Here is a 20997-nt window from a genome sequence, read left to right on the forward strand (position 1 = left end):
TCGGTTACTCCTTTTCCTGCTGTTCAGGGCGCCAGGTTCTCACCGCCCAGATCAACAAACCGATAATGAAGAACGCGCTGGGCGCCAGCAGGAACAGGCCGTTTGGCAGATACCAGCCACCGTTTTGTACGGTTTCAAGGACAGGAATACCAAACAGTTTGCCGCTGCCAAGAAGCTCGCGCAGGAAACCGACCGTCAGCAGGATCACGCCATAGCCAAGACCGTTACCAATACCATCCATAAAGCTGGCCAGCGGCGGCATTTTCATCGCATAGGCTTCTGCACGTCCCATCACGATGCAGTTGGTGATGATCAGGCCAACAAAGACCGACAGCTGTTTTGAGATTTCGTAGGCAAATGCCCGCAGCAGCTGATCCACCACAATGACCAGCGAGGCGATGATCGCCATCTGCACAATAATGCGCACGCTGTTCGGGATGTGGTGGCGGATCATTGAGATAAACAAGCTGGAAAACGCCGTCACCAGCGTCACGGCCAGGGTCATCACCACGGCGGTCTCCAGTTTTGTGGTAACCGCCAGCGCCGAACAGACTCCCAGCACCTGCAGGGTAATCGGGTTGTTGGCGATGAGCGGCCCAATAAGCACCCGTTTAACTTCTTTCAGTTCGCCCACATCAGCCATTGTTCAGCTCTCCTTCACGTACCTTTTTAAGAAAAGGACCAAAACCCATCTCGCCCATCCAGAAATCAAAGCTATGCTGCACACCGTTTGAGGTCAGCGTGGCGCCCGACAGGCCATCGACGGCGTACTCATCACCCGGACGCGCGCCCCCTTTCACCACTTTCAGCGCTGGCTGGCCGTTATCATCCAGCACTTTTTTGCCGACAAACTGCGCCCGCCAGGCTGGGTTTTCGACTTCGCCGCCCAGCCCCGGGGTTTCGCCCTGATCGTAGTAGGTGATGCCCTTGACGGTGCGTCCATCGGTGTTGAGAGCCACGAAGGCATACATCATCGACCACAGACCATTGCCATAGACCGGCAGAACCAGCTCCTGGACACGGTTTTGTTCATCGCGCACCAGGTAAATTTCCGCCGTATTGCTGCGGCGTTTAATGCCTGCCGGGTCCTGGCTGGCGTCCAGTTCGGTGCTGCGCTGCGGATCTTTCAGCGCCTGGGCCTGATTGTAAGTGGACGGATCGGTCTCCAGCAGCTCGCCAGTATTGAGATCCACCAGACGTGGCGTGATGCGTGAAGCAAAGGTCTGCGCCACATCCTCAGCGCTCATTTCGCCGTTCATCAGCCCGGCGACGGCCAGAATGTTACGTTGTTTATCCAGGGCGCGTTGCTCCTGCTGACGGGACTTAAGGCCCACCGCAGATCCTGCAACCACAATGGAGCAGACCAGGCAGAGCACCACCACCACCATCAGCGTCTTGCCGATAGTGTCATTATTTTTAATCTCAGCCACGCGCCTTCCTCCGTTTGATGTTGGCACGCACCACCAGGTAATCGAACAGCGGCGCAAACAGGTTGGCGAACAGGATCGCCAGCATCATCCCTTCCGGATAGGCCGGGTTCACCACGCGGATAAGGACGCACATCGCACCAATAAGCGCCCCGTAATACCATTTTCCTTTATTGGTAAAGGACGCCGAAACCGGGTCTGTCGCCATAAACATCATGCCGAAGGCGAACCCGCCCAGCACCAGATGCCAGTACCACGGCATGGCGAACATTGGATTCGTCGCCGAACCGATCAGGTTGAACAGCGTCGCGGTGAGGATCATGCCAAGCATGACGCCTGCCACGATGCGCCAGGAGGCGACACGGCCAAAGAGAATGATGGCCCCGCCAATCAGGATCATCAGCGTGGAAACTTCGCCGACTGATCCCGGAATGGTACCGATAAAGGCATCGAACCAGCTAACCGGCTGTCCGGTGGCGTTGTTGACCAGCGCCTCACCGCCGCGAGCGGCCCACTGGGAGAGTGGCGTTGCGCCGGAAAAGCCGTCCGCCGCCGTCCAGACCAGATCGCCGGAGATTTGCGCCGGATAAGCAAAGAACAGGAACGCGCGCCCGGCAAGGGCCGGGTTAAGGAAGTTGCGCCCGGTACCGCCGAAGATCTCCTTCGCCATCACCACACCAAAGGTGATCCCCAGCGCCGCCTGCCACAGTGGTAACGTCGGCGGCACAATCAGGGCAAACAGAATGGAGGTGACAAAGAAACCTTCGTTGATTTCGTGTTTGCGCACGATGGCAAACAGCACTTCCCAGAAGCCACCGACCAGAAAGACCGTCATGTAAATGGGCAGGAAGTAGACCGCCCCCAGCGTCATCATGCTGATCCAGCCGGCATCAGGCGCAAAGCTCACGCCCAGCATCTGCGCCACCCGGTAGTGCCAGTCGCCAGCGATGACCTGCTGAAGCTGCTGCGCATCGTACAGATGGTTAAGCGCGGGGATGGTTTGCAGACCGACGTTGTACATGCCCCAGAACATTGCCGGGAACACAGCGAACCAGACGAGGATCATCATACGTTTGAGATCGATGGCGTCGCGCACGTGCGCGGCCCCTTTCGTCACCTGCCCTTGCGTATACAGGAGCGTCGCGGTCGCTTCAAACAGCGGGTAGTACTTTTCCAGCTTGCCGCCGTGAGTAAAATGCGGCTCCACTTTTTCAATGAGATGTTTCAGGCCCATCAGTTATCCTTCCTGCTCAATGCGGGTTAACACCTCGCGCAACACCGGTCCGTATTCATATTTGCCGGGGCAAACGTAGGTGCAGAGCGCCAGATCTTCTTCATCCAGCTCCAGACAGCCCAGCGCTTGAGCACCGTCAGTATCACCCGCCAGCAGATCGCGCAGCAGCACGGTCGGCAGGATGTCGAGCGGCATCACCCGTTCGTAGTTGCCGATAGGCACCATCGCCCGCTCGCCGCCGTTGGTATCGGTGGAGAAGTTGAACAGCTTGTTACGCAGGAAATGGCCCAGCGTCGTACGGGTAATGGAGAACTTCTCTTTACCTGGCATCACCCAGCCAAAGAGCTCTTTATCACGCCCCTCCTTCACCACGCTGACCTGCAAATGGAAGCGCCCGAGGTACGCCTGCACTCCGACGGCATGCCTGCCGCTCAGCACAGAACCCGAAATATGACGGTTTTCACCTTCCAGGGTTTCGTCCACCAGCAGCTCGTTGATGTCTGCGCCCAGGCAGGTGCGTACCAGACGCGGATTGCGCATCTGCGGGCCGCCCAGAGCGATAACCCGCTCGGTACAAAGCTGGCCGGTCGTGAACAGCTTGCCGATGGCGATAACGTCCTGGTAGTTCAGATGCCAGACCTGTTTGGTCAGGCTGACCGCCTCCAGGAAATGGATGTGCGTGCCCACAAGCCCTGCCGGATGCGGCCCGGCAAAGGTATTAAAGGTGACTTGCCCCTGCGGGTGTCCGCCCAGTTTGCCGCCGCTTGCCTGGCAGACATGCACCTTGCCCTCCGTCAGACGCGTGAGCAGGGTCAGCCCGGCATCAAATGCCTGACGCTGCGCCAGAATGAGCGGCTGCGGGTCGGCGCAGAGCGGGTTGGTGTCCATGGCGGTGACAAAAATGGCTGCCGGGACGGTGCCAGGCACCGGGGTTTTGCTGAAGGGGCGGGTACGAAATGCCGTCCACAGTCCCGACTCCAGCAGTTGAGATTGCACAGCCTCACGGGTGAGGGTGGCGAGCGCCGTCGCATCGTGACGGGTAAATTCGCGTTCACCCTCCCCTTCGATGCGGATTACCACCGATTGTAGTACCCGGCGTTCGCCACGATTGATGGCGACCACCGTCCCGCTGGCAGGTGCGGTAAAGAAGACCCCAGGATTTTTTTTGTCCTCGAATAGCGGCTGCCCCTTGATGACGCTGTCGCCTTCCTGTACCAGCATGGTGGGGCGCATGCCCACGTAGTCGTCCCCCAGAAGCGCAACATGGCGAGGCATCGGACAGGGCGAAATCTGCTGATCGGGAATGCCAGAAATCGGCAAATCAAGTCCTTTTCTGATTCTAATCATAGTGTTAGTTGTTATCCATGAAATATCGTTCCGGCCAGTTAACCGGACGAGTCAGAAGTCGTTTCACAGGAGAAGAAAGGCGGTGAATGCTCACTCATATTACTTGCAGGATCGTGGCTGACCCTGATAAAAGCATCCTTTCTTCACCTTCGGTCGTAAGACGCGGGGAGTGTACCATTTCTGCCAATCAGGCGGCAGCGATAACGCAGCGGCGGGTGCTAAAATGCGACCGATTACGCAAAGTTCTCAATGCCAGCACGGCCAATCCAGGTTATAAGGAAAACTATTTTGTAAACCGACGCGCTGACGCTTGCGAAAAAATGCAGTGGTGCTAATGTGAGCGCTCCTAATGCAGATTAATCTGATTTCGGGTCTCTTTTGCCGTCCTGGCAAGTTGGTTAGGTTTTATCAAGGAACATGTAGTATGCGTAAAATCGCATTGTTCATTGCGATGCTTCTTATTCCGTGCGTTTCGTTTGCCGGGCTGCTCAGCAGCAACAGCTCAACAACGCCGATTAGCAAAGAATACAAACAACAGTTGATGGGCTCTCCGGTCTATATCCAGATCTATAAGGAAGAGCGCACGTTAGACCTGTTCGTGAAGATGGGTGAGACGTATCAGCTGCTCGACAGCTATAAAATCTGCAACTACTCCGGCGGCCTTGGCCCGAAACAGCGTCAGGGCGATTTCAAAAGCCCGGAGGGGTTCTACAGCGTTCAGCGTAACCAGCTAAAACCTGACAGCCGCTTCTATAAAGCGATCAACATCGGTTTCCCGAATGCCTTTGACCGTGCGCACGGCTATGACGGTAAATATCTGATGATTCATGGTGCCTGTGTGTCGGTCGGTTGTTACGCCATGACCGACAGCGGTATTGATGAGATCTTCCAGTTTGTAACCGGCGCGTTGGTCTTTGGCCAGTCTGCGGTGCAGGTTAGCATCTATCCGTTCCGCATGACCGATGCCAATATGCAGCGTCACAAGAGCTCATACTACGCCGATTTCTGGAAACAGCTGAAGCCGGGTTATGACTACTTCCAGCAGACGCACAAGCCGCCGACCGTTTCGGTGGTGGATGGACGTTACGTGGTCAGCAAGCCGCTGAGCCACGAAGTCGTCCAGCCACAGCTGGCGTCAAACTACGCGCTCCCCCAGACAAAATAAGATCCACTCGCCTGGCATGATTCTTTGCCAGGCTTCATTGCCCGTCAGCGGCTGAGTGGCGATGACCGTGACCACATCGTTGGGTGTGGTTTCGGTCTGAAAATCGATTTCCACATCCTGATCCAGCAGCTTTGCCACGCCGAACGGCGCCCGCCGGGTGATCCAGAACAGGTTCGTCGAACAGAACGCCATCACATACCGCCCGTCCGACAGCAGCATATTAAAGACCCCTTTCTCCCGCAGCTCCGTCGCCAGCGAGGCCACGTATTTAAAGACCGCAGTCATGTTGCCCGGTGTACGCGGGTAGCGCTCGGTCAGCTTATGCAGCAGCCAGCAGAAGGCCTTTTCGCTGTCAGTTTCGCCCACCGGGCGGAAGTTGCCGGTCTCCAGCGACTTATAGCCGCTCAGCTGGCCGTTGTGGGCGTAAGTCCAGTTGCGTCCCCACAGCTCACGAGTAAACGGGTGGGTATTTTCCAGCGCCACTTCACCGCGGTTGGCCTGGCGAATATGCGCCACCACCGAGCAGGATTTAATCGGATAGTCCTGCACCAGTTTGGCAATAGGGGAGTTGAAGCTGGGTTGTGGGTCCTTGAACGTGCGACAGCCTTTTCCTTCATAGAAGGTGATACCCCAGCCGTCTTTATGCGGCCCGGTTCCTCCACCGCGCTGCACCAGCCCGGTGAAACTAAAGCAGATATCGGTTGGCACATTGGCGCTCATCCCGAGCAGTTCGCACATATCTCACCTCCACAACAGCGGGGGGCATTTACCCCCCAGCGAAGTCTTACTTAACCATCTCTTTTTCAATCAGCTGGATCAGGATATGGATCACTTTGATGTGAATTTCCTGAATACGGTCAGCGTAACCGAAGTGAGGCACACGAATTTCGATATCTGCGGTGCCTGCCATTTTGCCGCCATCTTTGCCGGTGAGGGTGATGACTTTCATCCCCTTTTCACGCGCCGCTTCAATGGCTTTGATGACGTTGCCGGAGTTGCCGGAGGTGGAGACCCCCAGCAGGACATCCCCTTCACGCCCTACCGCTTCAACATAGCGGGAGAAGACATAATCGTAACCAAAGTCGTTGCTCACGCAGGAGATGTGACTGACGTCAGAGATCGCGATCGCCGGGTAGCCCGGACGGTTTTCACGATAACGCCCCGTCAGCTCTTCGGCAAAGTGCATGGCATCACAATGTGAACCACCATTGCCGCAGGAGAGCACTTTACCGCCCGCTTTAAAGCTGTCGGCCAGCAGGACCGCCGCGCGCTGAATAGCGTGGATATTGGCTTCATCTTTCAGAAAGTTGGCCAGCGTTTCCGCCGCTTCGTTCAGTTCGTTACGAATAAGATCCTGGTACATGAGGATAATCCTTCAGTATTGATGAAATAACAGAGCAAGTTTACCGGATAGCGGTAAAAGCGAGAAGCTAAAGCCATGGGAATCGTCGGGCGTTTTGCGTTTTTGTGCCGAGTAAAACCTGAACAATGTGAACCAGGTTGTAATTATTTTGTGAATGCATTGCTAAAAGAAATAACATCCACTACAACCATATCATCACAAGTGGTCAGACCTCCTACAAGACAGGGAGCAATTCTTTATGATGATTTTAAGTATTCTGTTAACCGTTGTTCTGCTCGGGGTGTTGTTCTATCACCGGGTCAGCTTAATGCTGAGCAGTCTTATCTTACTGGCCTGGACCGCTGCCCTTGGCGTGACTGGCATCTGGAACATCTGGGTGCTGGTTCCGCTGGCAATTATCCTGGTGCCGTTCAACGTGCGCTCAATGCGTAAATCCCTGATTTCTGCACCGGTCTTTCGTGGTTTCCGCAAGGTGATGCCGCCGATGTCGCGTACCGAAAAAGAGGCGATCGACGCGGGCACCACCTGGTGGGAAGGCGAGCTGTTCCAGGGCAACCCTGACTGGAAAAAGCTGCATAACTATCCGCAGCCGCGCCTGACTGCTGAAGAGCAGGCGTTTATTGACGGTCCGGTTGAAGAAGCCTGCCGGATGGCGAACGATTTCCAGATCACCCATGAGATGGCCGATCTGCCGCCGGAACTGTGGGCATTTTTAAAAGAGCATCGCTTCTTCGCGATGATCATCAAGAAAGAGTACGGCGGGCTGGAATTCTCTGCGTATGCCCAGGCTCGGGTGCTGCAAAAACTGTCCGGCGTCTCCGGGATCCTGGCGATCACCGTCGGCGTACCTAACTCATTAGGCCCGGGCGAACTGCTGCAACATTACGGTACTGAAGAGCAAAAAAATCACTATCTGCCGCGCCTGGCCCGTGGTCTGGAAATCCCTTGCTTCGCACTCACCAGCCCGGAAGCGGGTTCCGATGCAGGCGCTATTCCGGACACCGGCGTAGTCTGCATGGGCGAGTGGCAGGGTGAGCAGGTTCTGGGTATGCGTCTGACCTGGAACAAACGCTACATTACGCTGGCGCCTATCGCCACCGTGCTGGGCCTGGCCTTTAAACTCTCCGACCCGGACAAGCTGTTAGGCGGCGAAGAGGATCTGGGCATCACCTGCGCGCTGATCCCTACCACCACGCCTGGCGTGGAGATTGGTCGTCGCCACTTCCCGCTGAACGTACCGTTCCAGAACGGTCCGACCCGCGGTCAGGATATCTTTGTGCCGATCGATTACATCATCGGTGGCCCGAAAATGGCCGGTCAGGGCTGGCGCATGCTGGTTGAGTGTCTGTCTGTTGGCCGTGGTATTACCCTGCCGTCGAACTCAACCGGCGGTCTGAAATCGGTGGCAATGGGGATTGGCGCTTACGCCCACATCCGCCGTCAGTTCAAAATCTCTATCGGTAAGATGGAAGGGATTGAGGAGCCGCTGGCCCGTATCGCAGGTAACGCCTACGTAATGGATGCCGCCGCTTCCTTAATTACCTATGGCATCATGCTGGGTGAAAAACCGGCCGTGCTGTCCGCGATTGTGAAGTACCACTGTACCCACCGTGCCCAGCAGTCGATCATCGATGCGATGGATATTGCAGGCGGTAAAGGCATTATGCTGGGTGAAGGTAACTTCCTGGCGCGTGGCTATCAGGGCGCACCGATTGCCATCACCGTTGAAGGGGCGAACATTCTGACCCGCAGCATGATGATCTTCGGTCAGGGGGCAATTCGCTGTCATCCATACGTGCTGGAAGAGATGGCCGCCGCGCAGAACAACGACGTGGACGCCTTCGATAAACTGCTGTTTAAACACATTGGCCATGTCGGCAGTAATAAAATGCGCAGCCTGTGGCTGGGCCTGACCCGCGGCCTGACCAGCGCCACGCCAACCGGCGACGCGACCCGTCGTTACTACCAGCATCTGAACCGTCTGAGTGCCAACCTTGCGCTGCTCTCTGACGTGTCGATGGCGGTGCTGGGCGGTAGCCTGAAACGCCGGGAACGCATCTCCGCCCGTCTGGGTGATGTGCTGAGCCAGATTTTCCTCGCCTCGGCGGTACTAAAACGCTACGACGATGAAGGCCGTCATGAAGCGGACCTGCCGCTGGTTCACTGGGGCGTTCAGGATGCGCTGTATCAGGCGGAACAGGCCATCGACGATCTACTGGTGAACTTCCCGAACCGCTTTGTGGCAGGCGCTCTGCGCGTGGTGATTTTCCCGACCGGTCGCCACTATCTGGCGCCGTCCGATAAGCTGGATCATAAAGTGGCGAAGATCCTGCAGATACCAAGCGCAACCCGCTCCCGTATCGGCCGCGGTCAGTATCTGACCCCAAGCGAGCATAACCCGGTCGGTCTGCTGGAAGAGGCGCTGCTGGATGTGATGGCGGCCGACCCGATTCACCAGAAGATCTGCAAGCAGCTGGGTAAAAACCTGCCCTTCACCCGCCTGAATGAGCTGGCTAAAGAGGCGCTGGCGGGCGGCATCATCAATAAGGATGAAGCGGACCTGCTGATCAAAGCCGAAGAGAGTCGTCTGCGCAGTATTAACGTTGATGATTTTGACGCAGAAGAGCTGGCGACACAGCCGGTAAAGCTGAAAGAGATCGTGCGTAAACCTGAAGCTGCATAAGCCGTTTCAACCCGCCAAAACCCCGCCTCGTGCGGGGTTTTTTATTGCCACCCGTTTCTCTGCTTGTCGTGCTACAGTGTCAAAATGGGGTTATTCGAGGAGTCTTAACTGTGCCTGGTTTGAAGATTACGCTTTTGCAACAACCGCTGGTGTGGATGGATGGTCCGGCCAACCTGCGTCATTTTGATCGTCAGCTGGAAGGGATCGCCGGACGGGATATTATTATCCTGCCCGAAATGTTCACCACTGGCTTCGCCATGGAGGCGGCTAAACAGTCCCTGCCGCAGGACGAGCTGGTTGTCTGGATGCAGGCCAGAGCGCAACAAACCCAGGCGTTAATCGCTGGCAGCGCAGCGTTGCAGACCGAACGCGGACCGGTGAACCGTTTTCTGCTGGTGGAGCCCGAGGGCAAGGTGCACTTCTACGATAAGCGCCATCTGTTCCGCATGGCGGACGAGCACCAGCATTATGAAGCGGGTAACGAGCGGGTTGTCTTTGAGTGGCGTGGCTGGCGCATTTTGCCGTTGGTCTGTTACGACCTGCGCTTCCCGGTCTGGTCGCGCAACCGCGATGATTACGACCTGGCGATCTACGTCGCCAATTGGCCAGCGCCCCGCTCTCTCCACTGGCAGGCGCTGCTGACGGCACGTGCGATTGAGAATCAGGCCTATGTCGCTGGCTGCAACCGGGTCGGTACTGACGGCAACGGGCATCACTACCGGGGCGACAGCCGGGTGATCAACCCGCAGGGTGAGATTATTGCCACCGCTGAGCCGCATCATGCAACCCGGATTGATGCCGAGCTGTCGCTGACGGCGCTGAGGGAGTATCGGGAGAAGTTTCCTGCATGGCAGGATGCGGATCCGTTTAGTATTGGCTGAAGGGTAAAGCCGCACTGTCCCAGTCCCCTCACCTCATCGGCATAAAGGGACAGGAGCGGTGCGGCTCTGCTGTTTGTTACTTCATCTAATGAAAGGCGTCAGCCTTTTTCTTACAGCATGCGTTGCAGGATTTCGCGCTGTCCCTTGAAGGTATATTTGATTACCGCCGCGACATGCCCTAGCAGAATCAGGCCCAGTAAAATGCAGCTAACGCGATGCACTTTAAAGAAGAATTCATTAACTTCAATCGTGTTAATCGGATGAGTAATCGGCAGCAGCCCAAACAGGCTGTAATCTTTGTGCAGCATCAGGAAGCCGCTGACCAGCACCAACATAATGGTCAGATAAAACAGCTCATGGATAAAAACCACCATCTGCTTTTTCCGCCCCGCCACTGTTGCCGGATAAGGCACTGAAGGGCGAAAGAAGCGCCAGACAAAACGCACCAGCATGATTGGCGTTGCAATGGTGCCAAGCGACATATTCAACACAGAAAAAAAGGTAAACCAACGGGTCCCTTCCAGCGCGTGAAGAATGTAGCCCGTGCACATGGCGTAGATAATGACGACTGCAACCACCCAGTGCAAAAGGCGTGAAAAGCGATCGTAACGTGCGGGAATAATGGAAGAAGTTTGCATAATCCTTGTCCTCTAAAACGTAATAACCTGGCGTCCTTTGAAGCCATGCGTCCAGAAATCATTCGTCCTGCCCCGCTTTAATCCTGCGCCGGGTTTAACAATGAAATTCTGCCCCGCAAAATAGGATATTGCCCTGCCCCTTAATAGAAGAACGCAGACCATTTTTAACCTCTTCTTTTTTCCCGTTAACCGGTTGGGCGACTGGAGCGTTGTTGAATTGATTTTTTATGCTGGCCGGAATAAGGATACGGGGGAAGTTATTGGTGCGAATGTACGGGATGAGAGTAACGGACCCTGGACATTTTCAGACTTAACGGCGTAAGCCAGACGGAAGATGATGCTGGGAGGAATTGTTGCACAAGAAAAGAGATCGAAAAAAGGCCCATGTTATTGCTAACATGGGCCTGAATGTGGCGGAACGGACGGGACTCGAACCCGCGACCCCCTGCGTGACAGGCAGGTATTCTAACCGACTGAACTACCGCTCCGCTGTGTTCCCTTGGGAACGAGGCAGATATTACGGTTTACCCTCGATCCCGTCAATGCTTTTTCTCACCTTTTGAATCGTTTGCTGCAAAAACGATCCAAACGGTTATTTTACCGGCATTTCAGCCGCTTTTAGCCTCGCCAGAGGCAGCTTCCGCCCTTCTTCTGCACCAGATCCAGACGGGATTCATGCGCCATTAACTCTTCATCACTGGCAAGTATAACGCGCAGCGCGCTGGACTTACGAATAATGCGCTGGATTTCACTCTCGCCGGACTCTTGCTGCGTCTCGTTATCGGCGTTAAATGCCAGGGCGGTCTGGCCACCCGTCATGATCAGATAAACATCCGCCAGGATCTGGGCATCGAGCAGCGCCCCGTGCAGCGTTCGTTTGCTGTTATCTATTTCATAGCGCGAGCACAACGCATCAAGACTGTTCCGTTTGCCGGGGAACATCTTCCTTGCCATCGCCAGGCTATCTGTAACCTTGCAGAAGGCGTCTGTTTTCGGCAGGCCGCGGTTGAGCTTGCTGAATTCGTAATCCATAAAGCCGATATCGAACGAGGCGTTATGAATAACAAGCTCGGCGCCTTTGATGTAGTCGATGAATTCATCGGCGACGTCGGCAAAGGTGGGTTTATCCAGCAAGAATTCATCGGCAATCCCGTGAACGCCAAAGGCTTCCGGGTCCACCAGCCGATCTGGCTTCAGGTAAACGTGAAAGTTATTGCCGGTAAGACGGCGGTTAACCACCTCTACCGCACCGATCTCGATGATCTTATGCCCTTCATAGTGAGCACCGATCTGGTTCATACCCGTCGTTTCGGTATCGAGAACGATGATCCTGTCGGCGTTATGTGTGTCTGCAATACTCATTCTGTCAGCCTGTTCTTATTAACGACGACATTGTAATCAACCTGACCTGGCGTTCAAAGGCTAATTCACACGGACTTTATTTTGCCGTGCTGCTGGAGACCGTTTATGTCAGACTTACCGTTTTGATTACAGGATGTCTGCCAGGATGCGTAAACAGGTAGAGATTTACACTGATGGCTCGTGCCTCGGCAATCCGGGCCCAGGGGGTTACGGCGCCATTTTGCGGTATCGACAGCACGAAAAAACCTTCAATGAAGGCTTTCGCCTGACCACCAACAACCGCATGGAGTTGATGGCCGCGATTGTGGCCCTTGAGGCACTGAAAGAGCATTGCGACATTGTGCTGAGTACCGACAGCCAGTATGTCCGCCAGGGGATCACCCAGTGGATCCATAACTGGAAAAAACGCGGCTGGAAAACCGCGGACAAAAAACCGGTGAAGAATGTCGATCTCTGGCAACGCCTGGATGCGGCGCTCAGCCAGCATAAAATTCAGTGGGAATGGGTGAAAGGCCACGCCGGACATCCCGAAAACGAACGCTGCGACGAACTGGCGCGCGCGGCTGCGCTCAATCCGCAGCATGACGATGTCGGGTATAAACCGGAAGCCTGATCAGGGCTTTCGGTACTGCCGCGTGGCACCTACAGCGGGGCGCAACTGGGTCTTGGCTTTGCCTGGCTTCATCGGATTGAGCGTCAGGGGGATGGTTCTTTTGCGCGCCACAATCAGCTGCATGCAGCCCAGCGCCGGAAAATGGGTGCTGAGCATTTTCCCGCCCTGCCGCGTCCAGGGTATCACCTGAAAACCGCTCTGGTGCATCACCTCAAAATTGAGCAGCGAGAGCCAGTCCAGCTGGCGCATCAGGGTGAACATGCGGCTGTTATACGGCGGGGTGCGACGCAGCACCGGCACCAGCTTTCTTAGCCCCATCAGACTCATCGGATTAAAGCCACTGATCACCAGCCAGCCATCATCAATCAAAACCCGATCGGCTTCCCGCAGCAAACGGTGCGGGTCATCGCACCAGGGCAGCGAATGTGCCAACAGGCACGCATCAACGGACTTCTCGGCAAAAGGGAGCTGCAGCGGATTGGCCTTCACCTGAACGGGTTCCCCGCCCAGCGAAACATTGACCTGATGCGAGATGGCGCAGCTTTCAGAGTTGATTTCCGCGCTCAGATTGCCAATCTTAAGCAGGTGAAAACCATACATTTTCGCAAACCAGGGCTTAAGCTGTAACTCGAGCGCTTCACGATAGTATTCACCCCAGGGCAACTCTGCCCAGTGTTTCGGTGCGGTAACAATCTGAGGTATCCTTGCCGGTTTCATCAAAACACCCGCCACGCTATGAGAGGTAATGTATGAATCTTAACAGTATTTCTGCTTTTCAGGACAATTACATCTGGGTTTTAAGCAATGATGAGGGTCGTTGCGTGATCGTCGATCCTGGCGAGGCGGAGCCGGTGTTAAACGCCATCGAGCAAAACCAGTGGCAGCCGGAAGCCATTCTGCTCACGCACCATCATCATGACCATGTGGGCGGCGTGGCGGCACTCTGCGCAAAATTTCCTCATCTTGTGGTATACGGTCCTGCTGAGACACAAGATAAGGGGGCTACGCGCGTAGTAAAAGATGGCGAAAAGATCCTCATTCTTGCGTTGGAATTTTCTGTAATTGCCACACCGGGTCACACTTCTGGACATATTTCGTACTTTAGATTCCCTTATCTTTTCTGTGGAGACACAATGTTTTCTGGCGGCTGCGGAAGGCTCTTCGAAGGCACTCCAGCCCAGATGTACCAGTCCTTCCAGAAAATTAACGATCTCCCCGACGACACCCTTATTTGTTGCGCACACGAATACACTTTAGCGAATATGAAGTTTGCGATGCACGTTCTGCCTGAGGATAGCGCGATTCAGGATTATTACCGCAAAGTGAATGAGTTACGTGCAAAAAACCAAAAAACACTGCCCGTAATTCTGAAAAATGAACGTAAAATTAATTTATTTCTTAGAACAAATGACATTGATTTAGTTAATAAAATTAAAGAAGAAACAAATATGTTACAACCTGAGGATTGTTTCGCGTGGTTAAGGGCAAAGAAAGATGACTTCTGACAATTGCATGTTGCCTTTTTAACTATTCGTCGTTATCATCGCTCGTCTTTTAAGCAACTATTGACACACACATGAAGGCAAAAGCGATATTACTCGCCTCTGTCCTGCTTGTGGGTTGCCAGTCGTCACAGAACACTGGCAACGTACAACAGCACGCACAGAGCCTTTCTGCAGCTGGTCAAGGGGAAGCAGGGAAGTTCACAAGTCAATCGCGATGGGCAGACGATGGGACGTCCTTCGCACAGGATCAAGACTTGTGGGTCTCTATTGGTGACGAGCTAAAGATGGGAATTCCGGAAAACAGCCGGATTCGCGAACAGAAACAGAAGTATTTAAGCAATAAGAGCTATCTCCACGATGTAACTTTACGGGCAGAGCCGTATATGTACTGGATAGCAGGGCAAGTTAAGAAACGTAACATGCCCATGGAACTGGTACTACTACCCATAGTGGAGAGCGCTTTTGACCCACACGCAACGTCTGGCGCCAAGGCCGCAGGTCTTTGGCAGATCATACCGAGCACAGGGCGCAATTATGGTTTAAAACAGACCCGCAACTACGATGCGCGTCGTGATGTGGTCGCCTCGACGACTGCCGCTCTCGATATGATGCAACGTCTGAACAAGATGTTCGACGGTGACTGGCTGCTGACTGTCGCTGCGTACAACAGCGGTGAGGGTCGTGTACTGAAGGCAATGAAAGCGAATAAAGCACGGGGTAAACCTACCGACTTTTGGTCGCTTCCACTGCCACGGGAAACCAAATTATACGTACCTAAAATGCTGGCTTTGAGTGAAATCTTCAAAAACAGCAAACAGTATGGCGTGAAGCTGCCGACTTCGGACGAAAGTCGCGCGCTGGCGAGAGTGCGTATCAACAACCCTGTTGAACTGAAACAGGTTGCGGATATGGCAGGTATCTCGGTGACCAAACTGAAAGCCTTCAACGCAGGTGTGAAGGGCTCTACGTTGGGTAGCAGCGGACCAAAATACGTTCTGGTGCCGCAGAAACACGCTGAACAGTTACGGGTATCGTTAGCGTCGGGTGAGATTGCAGCGGTTCAGTCTACGCTTATTGCGGATAACACTCCGCTAAATAGCCGTAGCTATCGGGTACGTACAGGCGATACGCTTTCAGGCATTGCTTCACGCCTTGGCGTGAGCACGAAAGATCTGCAGCAGTGGAACAAGCTGCGTGGCTCTACCCTGAAAGTGGGCCAGAACCTGACGATTGGTGCGGGTAACAGCGCACAGCGTCTCGCCAATAATAGCGATAGCATTACCTATCGCGTACAAAAAGGCGATTCGCTTTCCAGTATTGCCAAGCGTCACGGCGTGAACATCAAAGATGTGATGCGCTGGAACAGCGATACGGACAATCTGCAGCCTGGCGACCGGATAACGTTGTTTGTGAAAAACAACGCCACACCGGATTCCTGATTTCAGAGACCTGATGTAAAAAGGCACCGATTCCCCTCGGTGCCTTTTTTGTTTATCCCGCCTTTTGGGCTTCAGCCAGGAGGGTATCACTGGTAAAGGAGCCCTCTTCCTGCAGCTCAAAGTAGGCTTTAACCTCGGCCGAGGCACTCTCCTGATACAGCCGGATCGCCTGGCTCAACGCCTCTGGTGTGCGCATACGCGCAATCCACGAAGAAAACTCCAGCCTTAATCTGTCTGTCTGCAGCGACCGTGAGATCAGCCCGGCATCGGTAAACATGGACAACCACTCGCCGCTGGAATAGTTGCGGACATGCGAGGTATCTCGCAACGCTTCTACCGTCTGTAACCAGATATCACGTACCGGATGCCCCGGCGACATGATATCCATGATGATAACCAGCCCACCCGGCTTCAGCACCCGCTTAACTTCGCGCAACGCCTGGCCGACATCATGCCAGTGGTGCGCCGAGTAGCGGCTGATCACAATATCAAACATTTCATCGTCAAAGGGTAATGATTCTGCATAGCCCTGACGGGTGGCAATATTACTCAGCCCCTTCTCGCTGGCTGCGGCGGCAACCACCTCCAGCATCTGGCTGGATAAGTCATATGCCGTCACCTGAGCCACCTGCTGCGCTGCCACAAAGCTGGCATGACCTGCCCCGCAGCCTAAATCCAGGACGCTGGCTTTCGGAAAATCGGCCAGACGTTCAGCCAGACGCTGCAAATCGCGCCCCGATGCGTGAACCGCACTGGTGAGGTAGGCCTTAGCCTGAGAGCCAAACTGTTTTTCTACGTTGTCATGATGGGACTGTGTTGTCATTTTGCTGTCCTTCGGTTGATGAAAAATAAAGGGCAGCACCCGTACAGGCCTGCCCCACGGCAGACCTGACGCACCTCTATCTTTCAGGTTTGCCGGGACTGAATTCAACGAGTAGCGGATTGTGATCGGATGCGCGAGTGACCAGCACAGAGGCTTCACTCACGTTCAGACCACGATAGAAGACAAAATCGAGCGGACGACCAAAGGCCTTGCGCCGCTGGTCATCGGTAAAACGTACTTCGCGCAGCGACATCTCACGCGCAAAGCGATAAAGCGCATTCATTCGCGGACGGCTCCAGGCATTGAAATCGCCAGCCATAACCACCGGGCCGCTGTGATGGGCAATCTGATCGCCGATAGGCAGCAGCTGCTTGCTGTAGACATCGACGCCAAGGCTGAAGTTAACCGCGTGGATATTGACCACCATCAGTAGCCGGGTATCCGGCAGCGGGTAGACGGTGACCAGAGCGGATTTCGCCAGGCGCAGGAGCGGCTCGCGTTCGCGCAGTGGGCAGCAATAGACGGGATGAGCGGCAGAGAGCGTCATCACCCCTGACGGATGCTGGGGTAAGACAAATGCCGGCACCTGGTCAGCAGCGAGATAGTTAGTGGTCGCAAACCTGACCAGTTCAGGTGTGGTTTGCGCCTCCTGCAGCAGCACCAGATGAGCATCTTTACCAAAATTCTGCAGGACGGATAACCATTCGGCGCGTTGCTGTTTAAAGATATTCCATACCAGCACCCGAATTTTTTCGTCGCTGCTTAAAGGCGCACCCGCAGGCAATGCCTGGCCAATGCTCGCAAACGACCCCGGAGGTAAAATTCGCTCCGCTGGCTGTCCGGCAACATAACGCATGGCATAGGTATTTTTTCGCACGGTGTGAAACGACCCCTATCAACTTGAACCCGTCCAGAAACAGGTGCGGGTTCTAATGTTATAGGGTTTTCAGCTCACACTTTCAACGCTATTACTAAGAAACTACTGAGTAACTAAGAATCTGCTGAGCTGTTTTATCGGTAAGTACTTACATACAATTATCCGAGAGCAACGCGCGCGGGCTTATCCAGGCGGCCGCTCAGGCCAATCAACAGAAACGCCACGAGAACGATGACTGCTCCAATCCAAGGCGTTTGCGACAGACCAAAGTGCTCAACCGTCTGCCCACCAATAATGGAACCCAGTGCGATACCGACATTAAACGCGGCGATATTAAGACCGGAAGCGACATCCACGGCGTTGGGTGTATAGAGTTCGGCTTTCTGCACGACGTAGACCTGCAAACCCGGTACGTTGCCGAAGGCAAAGATCCCCATTACCAGTACCGTACCCAGCGCGGCATACTGTATGGAAGCGGTGAACTGGAAGACCAGTAAAAGCACTACCAGGGCAGCAAAGATAATTTTCAGCGCCGGGACTGCGCCATGCTTATCGGCCAGCTTTCCGCCCCAGATATTGCCGATCGCCACCGAAACGCCATAGCCCAACAGGATCCAGCTTACTGCGCTCGGTGAGAAGCCTGCCAGATCCTGCATCATTGGCGCCAGGAAGGTAAATGCGGTAAACACGCCGCCATAGCCCAGCGCCGTAATGGCATAGATCATCAGCAAACGAGGATGAGTCAGCACTTTCAGCTGGTCGCGCAGTGTCGCTGCCGCGCGTCCCGGAATAGTGGACGGGATCAGCACCAGACTGCTAATCAGCGCAATCACGCCCAGCAGAGAGACCGCCAGGAAGGTTTCACGCCAGCCAAAATGTTGCCCAATAAAGGTGCCCAGCGGTACCCCCGTCACCAGGGCTACGGTTAAACCGCCAAACATAATGGCAATAGCAGAGGCCGCTTTCTCTTTCGGCACCAGGCTCGTCGCAATTGTCGAGCCGATGGAGAAGAAGACGCCATGAGCCAGCCCCGTCAGCAGGCGGGCTATGACCAGGGTTGTATAATCAGGGGCCTGCCAGGCAAGGATATTGCCTGCGGTAAACTGCACCATCAACGCCATCAGCAGCTGTTTACGCGGCAGACGGCCTGTGAGTGCGGTCAGTACCGGTGCGCCGATAGCCACACCGAGGGCATAGATAGAAACCAGTAAACCCGCCGAAGGCAGCGAGATGGCAAGTTGGTCAGCAATCGTAGGAACCAGACCTACAATAACAAATTCAGTCGTGCCTATTGCAAAGGCACTGATCGTCAGGGCAAGTAGCGCCAGAGGCATAAATAACTCCGTCTCATCAGGATTAAGATGACACGGAGTATGCGCCAGTGTTTAAATAACAAAAATGCTCAAAGTATCAATATAATTTTGCGGATAAAGCAATAATGAAAGCAACGTCTGAGGAGCTGGCGATATTTGTCGCCGTCGTTGAGAGCGGCAGTTTTAGCCGTGCCGCGGAACAGCTGGGACAGGCTAATTCAGCTGTCAGCCGATCGGTAAAAAAGCTGGAGATGAAGCTGGGCGTCAGCCTGCTTAACCGGACGACCCGGCAACTGAGCCTGACCGAAGAAGGCGAACGCTATTTTCGCCGCGTGCAGTCTATTCTGCAGGAGATGGCCGCCGCAGAAACAGAGATCATGGAGACGCGCAGCACGCCACGCGGGCTTCTGCGTATCGATGCGGCGACGCCCGTGGTGCTGCATTTCCTGATGCCTTTAATTAAACCTTTCCGCGAACGTTATCCGGAAATGACGCTCTCTCTGGTCTCTTCAGAAACGTTTATCAACCTGATTGAGCGCAAGGTGGATGTGGCGATCCGCGCGGGGACGCTGACCGATTCCAGCCTGCGGGCACGCCCGCTGTTCACCAGTTATCGCAAAATCATCGCCTCCCCGGCCTATATTGCCCGTTTCGGCAGGCCTGAGACGATAGAGGAACTGAAGCAGCATCTCTGCCTGGGCTTTACGGAGCCGGTTTCCCTTAATACATGGCCTCTCGCCTGCCATGACGGCCAGCTGCATGAAGTGGTTTGCGGTTTATCATCAAACAGTGGCGAGACGCTCAAACAGTTATGCCTTGAAGGAAATGGGATTGCCTGCCTGTCGGATTATATGATTGATAAAGAAATTGCGCGGGGGGAGTTAGTCGAGCTGATGGCAGACAAGCGCCTGCCGGTAGAGATGCCTTTCAGCGCGGTTTACTACAGTGACAGAGCGGTAAGCACCCGCATCCGGGCCTTTATTGATTTTCTGAGCGAGCATGTAAAACAGCTCCCGAAGGAGCTGTGAGAGGGTTCAGGGTACAGAGGGCGGGCTAGATTAGTCCCACTTCGGCGCCAGTCCTTCCGGGCTAACCAGACGATCGTTGCAATCCAGTGCAGCGATCGCTTTTTTGTCGTCCTGATCCAGCACCAGATCCTGTGCCAGCAGATTGCTCGCCAGGTTTTCACGCTTGGTTGAAGACGGGATCACTGCATAACCCTCCCCCATCGCCCACGCCAGAATAACTTGTGCTGCGGTGGCATTATGTTTGGCAGCAATGCGCAGAATGGTTTCGTCTTTCAGCGCCTTACCGTAAGCCAGCGTCATGTAAGAGGTAATATGGATGCCGTGCTGCTGCGCCCATTCCACTACCTGCCGGTTTTGCAGATAAGGGGATAGTTCGATCTGATTGGTGGCGATATTTTCTGCGCCAACTGCGGCAATTGCTCTTTCCATCAACGGGATAGTGAAGTTAGAAATGCCAATTTCACGCGTCAGCCCCTGGGCTTTGGCTTCCAGTAATGCCTGCATAAACTCTTCAACTGACACGGCGTCGTTTGGTGATGGCCAGTGGATCAGGGTCAGATCGACATAATCGGTGCGCAGCTTTTTCAGGCTCTCTTTCAGGCTTGGGATTAATTTCTCTTTGCTGAGGTTCTCAATCCAGATCTTGGTGGTAATAAAAAGCGCGTCGCGTGGTACGCCGCTCTCTGCAATCGCCTGACCCACAGCGGCTTCGTTGTCGTAGATTTGGGCGGTATCAATCGTGCGATAGCCCAGTTCGAGGGCAGTTTTAACGGATGCGATAACAACGTCGTCTTTCAGGCGGAAAGTGCCAAGACCGAATGCAGGGATAGACATGAAATTCCTCTTTTCTTCATCATGTTTGTTAATGAAGAGGATTATCTCTGGCGGGGATATGTGAAAAAAGATCGTATTAAGCAGAGGATTTTTGCGTTTACAGCAATAATTAAACAGCAGGCAAGAAAAAAGCCCTGAGCGTGAGCTCAGGGCTTCTTAATAAGTGGCGGAACGGACGGGACTCGAACCCGCGACCCCCTGCGTGACAGGCAGGTATTCTAACCGACTGAACTACCGCTCCACCGAATACTTCTGTAACTACCGGTTTATTGCCCCGGTTTACTACGTAATTTGATGCCTGGCAGTTCCCTACTCTCGCATGGGGAGACCCCACACTACCATCGGCGCTACGGCGTTTCACTTCTGAGTTCGGCATGGGGTCAGGTGGGACCACCGCGCTACAGCCGCCAGGCAAATTCTGTAATCTGTATCAGCTGAAAATCTTCTCAAACCCACCGAAACAGC

Annotated in this window: 19 protein-coding genes, 2 tRNA genes, 1 rRNA gene and 1 pseudogene; 7 read left to right on the top strand and 16 right to left on the bottom strand. The window is 54.5% G+C overall.

The annotated features are described in order from the left end of the window. Nucleotides 1–4: 4 nt before the first annotated feature. Genes DVA43_RS13355 through DVA43_RS13370 form a run of 4 tightly spaced genes read right to left on the bottom strand, consistent with a single transcriptional unit; the run spans nt 5 to nt 4008 of the window. On the bottom strand, nt 5–643 hold the full coding sequence (locus DVA43_RS13355) for an NADH:ubiquinone reductase (Na(+)-transporting) subunit D (protein ID WP_103178379.1): 639 nt from the start codon (nt 641–643) through the stop codon (nt 5–7). Then, a complete protein-coding gene (locus tag DVA43_RS13360) occupies nt 636–1430 on the bottom strand; it encodes a Na(+)-translocating NADH-quinone reductase subunit C (protein WP_103823946.1) in 795 nt (264 codons plus the stop codon). The genes DVA43_RS13355 and DVA43_RS13360 overlap by 8 nt, the downstream gene beginning before the upstream one ends. Next, nucleotides 1423–2661 carry an NADH:ubiquinone reductase (Na(+)-transporting) subunit B gene (locus tag DVA43_RS13365; RefSeq protein ID WP_114315834.1) on the bottom strand — a complete coding sequence of 413 codons (1239 nt, stop codon included), beginning with the start codon at nt 2659–2661 and terminating at the stop codon, nt 1423–1425. Before DVA43_RS13365 ends, DVA43_RS13360 begins: the two co-directional genes overlap by 8 nt. Before the next feature lie 3 nt (nt 2662–2664). Beyond that, entirely contained in the window at nt 2665–4008 is a 1344-nt protein-coding gene (locus tag DVA43_RS13370) for a Na(+)-translocating NADH-quinone reductase subunit A (protein WP_114315835.1), read from the bottom strand. A gap of 424 nt (nt 4009–4432) precedes the next feature. Here DVA43_RS13370 and dpaA point away from each other — a divergent pair, with 424 nt between their 5' ends. Then, the gene (gene dpaA / locus DVA43_RS13375) at nt 4433–5173 is read left to right on the top strand and encodes a peptidoglycan meso-diaminopimelic acid protein amidase (RefSeq protein ID WP_103178375.1); all 741 of its coding nucleotides are present in this window, start codon (nt 4433–4435) and stop codon (nt 5171–5173) included. On the opposite strand, the gene DVA43_RS13380 is transcribed toward dpaA, so the two are convergent. Then, entirely contained in the window at nt 5144–5911 is a 768-nt protein-coding gene (locus DVA43_RS13380) for a class II glutamine amidotransferase (RefSeq protein ID WP_103823943.1), read from the bottom strand. The two genes, dpaA and DVA43_RS13380, sit on opposite strands and share 30 nt — an antisense overlap. Before the next feature lie 46 nt (nt 5912–5957). Further along, entirely contained in the window at nt 5958–6536 is a 579-nt protein-coding gene (lpcA, locus tag DVA43_RS13385) for a D-sedoheptulose 7-phosphate isomerase (protein ID WP_114315836.1), read from the bottom strand. A gap of 238 nt (nt 6537–6774) precedes the next feature. On the opposite strand from lpcA, the gene fadE reads away from it, so the two are divergent. Further along, entirely contained in the window at nt 6775–9219 is a 2445-nt protein-coding gene (gene fadE, locus DVA43_RS13390) for an acyl-CoA dehydrogenase FadE (protein WP_114315837.1), read from the top strand. 110 nt (nt 9220–9329) lie between these two features. Further along, nucleotides 9330–10100 (top strand): amidohydrolase, encoded by a 771-nt coding sequence (locus DVA43_RS13395; RefSeq protein WP_103823941.1) that lies wholly within the window; start codon nt 9330–9332, stop codon nt 10098–10100. 110 nt (nt 10101–10210) lie between these two features. Here DVA43_RS13395 and DVA43_RS13400 read toward each other — a convergent pair whose 3' ends face one another. The 3 genes from DVA43_RS13400 to dnaQ all read right to left on the bottom strand — a co-directional run bounded on the left by DVA43_RS13400 (nt 10211) and on the right by dnaQ (nt 12100). Further along, nucleotides 10211–10738, bottom strand: coding sequence for a cytochrome b (locus tag DVA43_RS13400; protein WP_114315838.1), 528 nt, complete (start codon nt 10736–10738; stop codon nt 10211–10213). A 411-nt stretch (nt 10739–11149) separates the two neighbouring features. After that, a tRNA-Asp gene (locus DVA43_RS13405) sits at nt 11150–11226 on the bottom strand. Between the two features lie 130 nt (nt 11227–11356). Continuing rightward, the gene (gene dnaQ / locus DVA43_RS13410) at nt 11357–12100 is read right to left on the bottom strand and encodes a DNA polymerase III subunit epsilon (RefSeq protein ID WP_103823939.1); all 744 of its coding nucleotides are present in this window, start codon (nt 12098–12100) and stop codon (nt 11357–11359) included. Between the two features lie 145 nt (nt 12101–12245). Between dnaQ and rnhA the strand changes: the two genes are divergently transcribed. Then, nucleotides 12246–12713: a ribonuclease HI gene (gene rnhA / locus DVA43_RS13415; protein WP_103178368.1), complete on the top strand. Its 468-nt coding sequence runs from the start codon at nt 12246–12248 to the stop codon at nt 12711–12713. Here the strand turns inward: rnhA and DVA43_RS13420 are convergent, their stop codons facing one another. Continuing rightward, nucleotides 12714–13430 carry a class I SAM-dependent methyltransferase gene (locus tag DVA43_RS13420; RefSeq protein ID WP_114315839.1) on the bottom strand — a complete coding sequence of 239 codons (717 nt, stop codon included), beginning with the start codon at nt 13428–13430 and terminating at the stop codon, nt 12714–12716. Between the two features lie 32 nt (nt 13431–13462). Between DVA43_RS13420 and gloB the strand changes: the two genes are divergently transcribed. Then, on the top strand, nt 13463–14218 hold the full coding sequence (gloB, locus tag DVA43_RS13425) for a hydroxyacylglutathione hydrolase (protein WP_114315840.1): 756 nt from the start codon (nt 13463–13465) through the stop codon (nt 14216–14218). A 71-nt stretch (nt 14219–14289) separates the two neighbouring features. Then, nucleotides 14290–15657 carry a murein transglycosylase D gene (gene mltD / locus DVA43_RS13430; protein WP_114315841.1) on the top strand — a complete coding sequence of 456 codons (1368 nt, stop codon included), beginning with the start codon at nt 14290–14292 and terminating at the stop codon, nt 15655–15657. Between the two features lie 52 nt (nt 15658–15709). Here the strand turns inward: mltD and DVA43_RS13435 are convergent, their stop codons facing one another. The 3 genes from DVA43_RS13435 to DVA43_RS13445 all read right to left on the bottom strand — a co-directional run bounded on the left by DVA43_RS13435 (nt 15710) and on the right by DVA43_RS13445 (nt 18691). Next, nucleotides 15710–16480 (bottom strand): class I SAM-dependent methyltransferase, encoded by a 771-nt coding sequence (locus DVA43_RS13435; RefSeq protein WP_114315842.1) that lies wholly within the window; start codon nt 16478–16480, stop codon nt 15710–15712. A 76-nt stretch (nt 16481–16556) separates the two neighbouring features. Then, nucleotides 16557–17357 (bottom strand): endonuclease/exonuclease/phosphatase family protein, encoded by an 801-nt coding sequence (locus DVA43_RS13440; protein WP_039032074.1) that lies wholly within the window; start codon nt 17355–17357, stop codon nt 16557–16559. 158 nt (nt 17358–17515) lie between these two features. Continuing rightward, complete coding sequence (locus DVA43_RS13445) at nt 17516–18691, bottom strand: MFS transporter (RefSeq protein ID WP_114315843.1); 1176 nt, start codon at nt 18689–18691, stop codon at nt 17516–17518. Between the two features lie 104 nt (nt 18692–18795). Here DVA43_RS13445 and yafC point away from each other — a divergent pair. Continuing rightward, a pseudogene (gene yafC, locus DVA43_RS13450) lies at nt 18796–19727 on the top strand (DNA-binding transcriptional regulator YafC). A 1-nt stretch (nt 19728) separates the two neighbouring features. Here yafC and dkgB read toward each other — a convergent pair. The 3 genes from dkgB to rrf form a co-directional block, all read right to left on the bottom strand. Next, nucleotides 19729–20532, bottom strand: a complete 804-nt coding sequence (gene dkgB / locus DVA43_RS13455) for a 2,5-didehydrogluconate reductase DkgB (protein ID WP_114315844.1) — start codon at nt 20530–20532, stop codon at nt 19729–19731. A gap of 164 nt (nt 20533–20696) precedes the next feature. Continuing rightward, a tRNA-Asp gene (locus tag DVA43_RS13460) sits at nt 20697–20773 on the bottom strand. Nucleotides 20774–20828: 55 nt separating this feature from the next. Next, a 5S ribosomal RNA gene (gene rrf, locus DVA43_RS13465) occupies nt 20829–20944 on the bottom strand. Nucleotides 20945–20997 lie beyond the last annotated feature (53 nt).

Origin of the sequence: Leclercia sp. W6 (assembly GCF_003336345.1) — a bacterium.
Taxonomy (GTDB): Bacteria; Pseudomonadota; Gammaproteobacteria; order Enterobacterales; family Enterobacteriaceae; genus Enterobacter.

Excerpts from the sequence above, each read along its gene's own strand:
- lpcA (WP_114315836.1), bottom strand. The coding sequence starts at position 6,536 with ATGTACCAGGATCTTATTCGTAACGAACTGAACGAAGCGGCGGAAACG.
- DVA43_RS13370 (WP_114315835.1), bottom strand. The coding sequence starts at position 4,008 with ATGATTAGAATCAGAAAAGGACTTGATTTGCCGATTTCTGGCATTCCC.
- mltD (WP_114315841.1), top strand. The coding sequence starts at position 14,290 with ATGAAGGCAAAAGCGATATTACTCGCCTCTGTCCTGCTTGTGGGTTGC.
- dpaA (WP_103178375.1), top strand. The coding sequence starts at position 4,433 with ATGCGTAAAATCGCATTGTTCATTGCGATGCTTCTTATTCCGTGCGTT.
- DVA43_RS13380 (WP_103823943.1), bottom strand. The coding sequence starts at position 5,911 with ATGTGCGAACTGCTCGGGATGAGCGCCAATGTGCCAACCGATATCTGC.
- DVA43_RS13445 (WP_114315843.1), bottom strand. The coding sequence starts at position 18,691 with ATGCCTCTGGCGCTACTTGCCCTGACGATCAGTGCCTTTGCAATAGGC.
- DVA43_RS13420 (WP_114315839.1), bottom strand. The coding sequence starts at position 13,430 with ATGAAACCGGCAAGGATACCTCAGATTGTTACCGCACCGAAACACTGG.
- DVA43_RS13365 (WP_114315834.1), bottom strand. The coding sequence starts at position 2,661 with ATGGGCCTGAAACATCTCATTGAAAAAGTGGAGCCGCATTTTACTCAC.
- fadE (WP_114315837.1), top strand. The coding sequence starts at position 6,775 with ATGATGATTTTAAGTATTCTGTTAACCGTTGTTCTGCTCGGGGTGTTG.
- DVA43_RS13400 (WP_114315838.1), bottom strand. The coding sequence starts at position 10,738 with ATGCAAACTTCTTCCATTATTCCCGCACGTTACGATCGCTTTTCACGC.
- gloB (WP_114315840.1), top strand. The coding sequence starts at position 13,463 with ATGAATCTTAACAGTATTTCTGCTTTTCAGGACAATTACATCTGGGTT.
- rnhA (WP_103178368.1), top strand. The coding sequence starts at position 12,246 with ATGCGTAAACAGGTAGAGATTTACACTGATGGCTCGTGCCTCGGCAAT.
- DVA43_RS13355 (WP_103178379.1), bottom strand. The coding sequence starts at position 643 with ATGGCTGATGTGGGCGAACTGAAAGAAGTTAAACGGGTGCTTATTGGG.
- DVA43_RS13435 (WP_114315842.1), bottom strand. The coding sequence starts at position 16,480 with ATGACAACACAGTCCCATCATGACAACGTAGAAAAACAGTTTGGCTCT.
- dnaQ (WP_103823939.1), bottom strand. The coding sequence starts at position 12,100 with ATGAGTATTGCAGACACACATAACGCCGACAGGATCATCGTTCTCGAT.
- dkgB (WP_114315844.1), bottom strand. The coding sequence starts at position 20,532 with ATGTCTATCCCTGCATTCGGTCTTGGCACTTTCCGCCTGAAAGACGAC.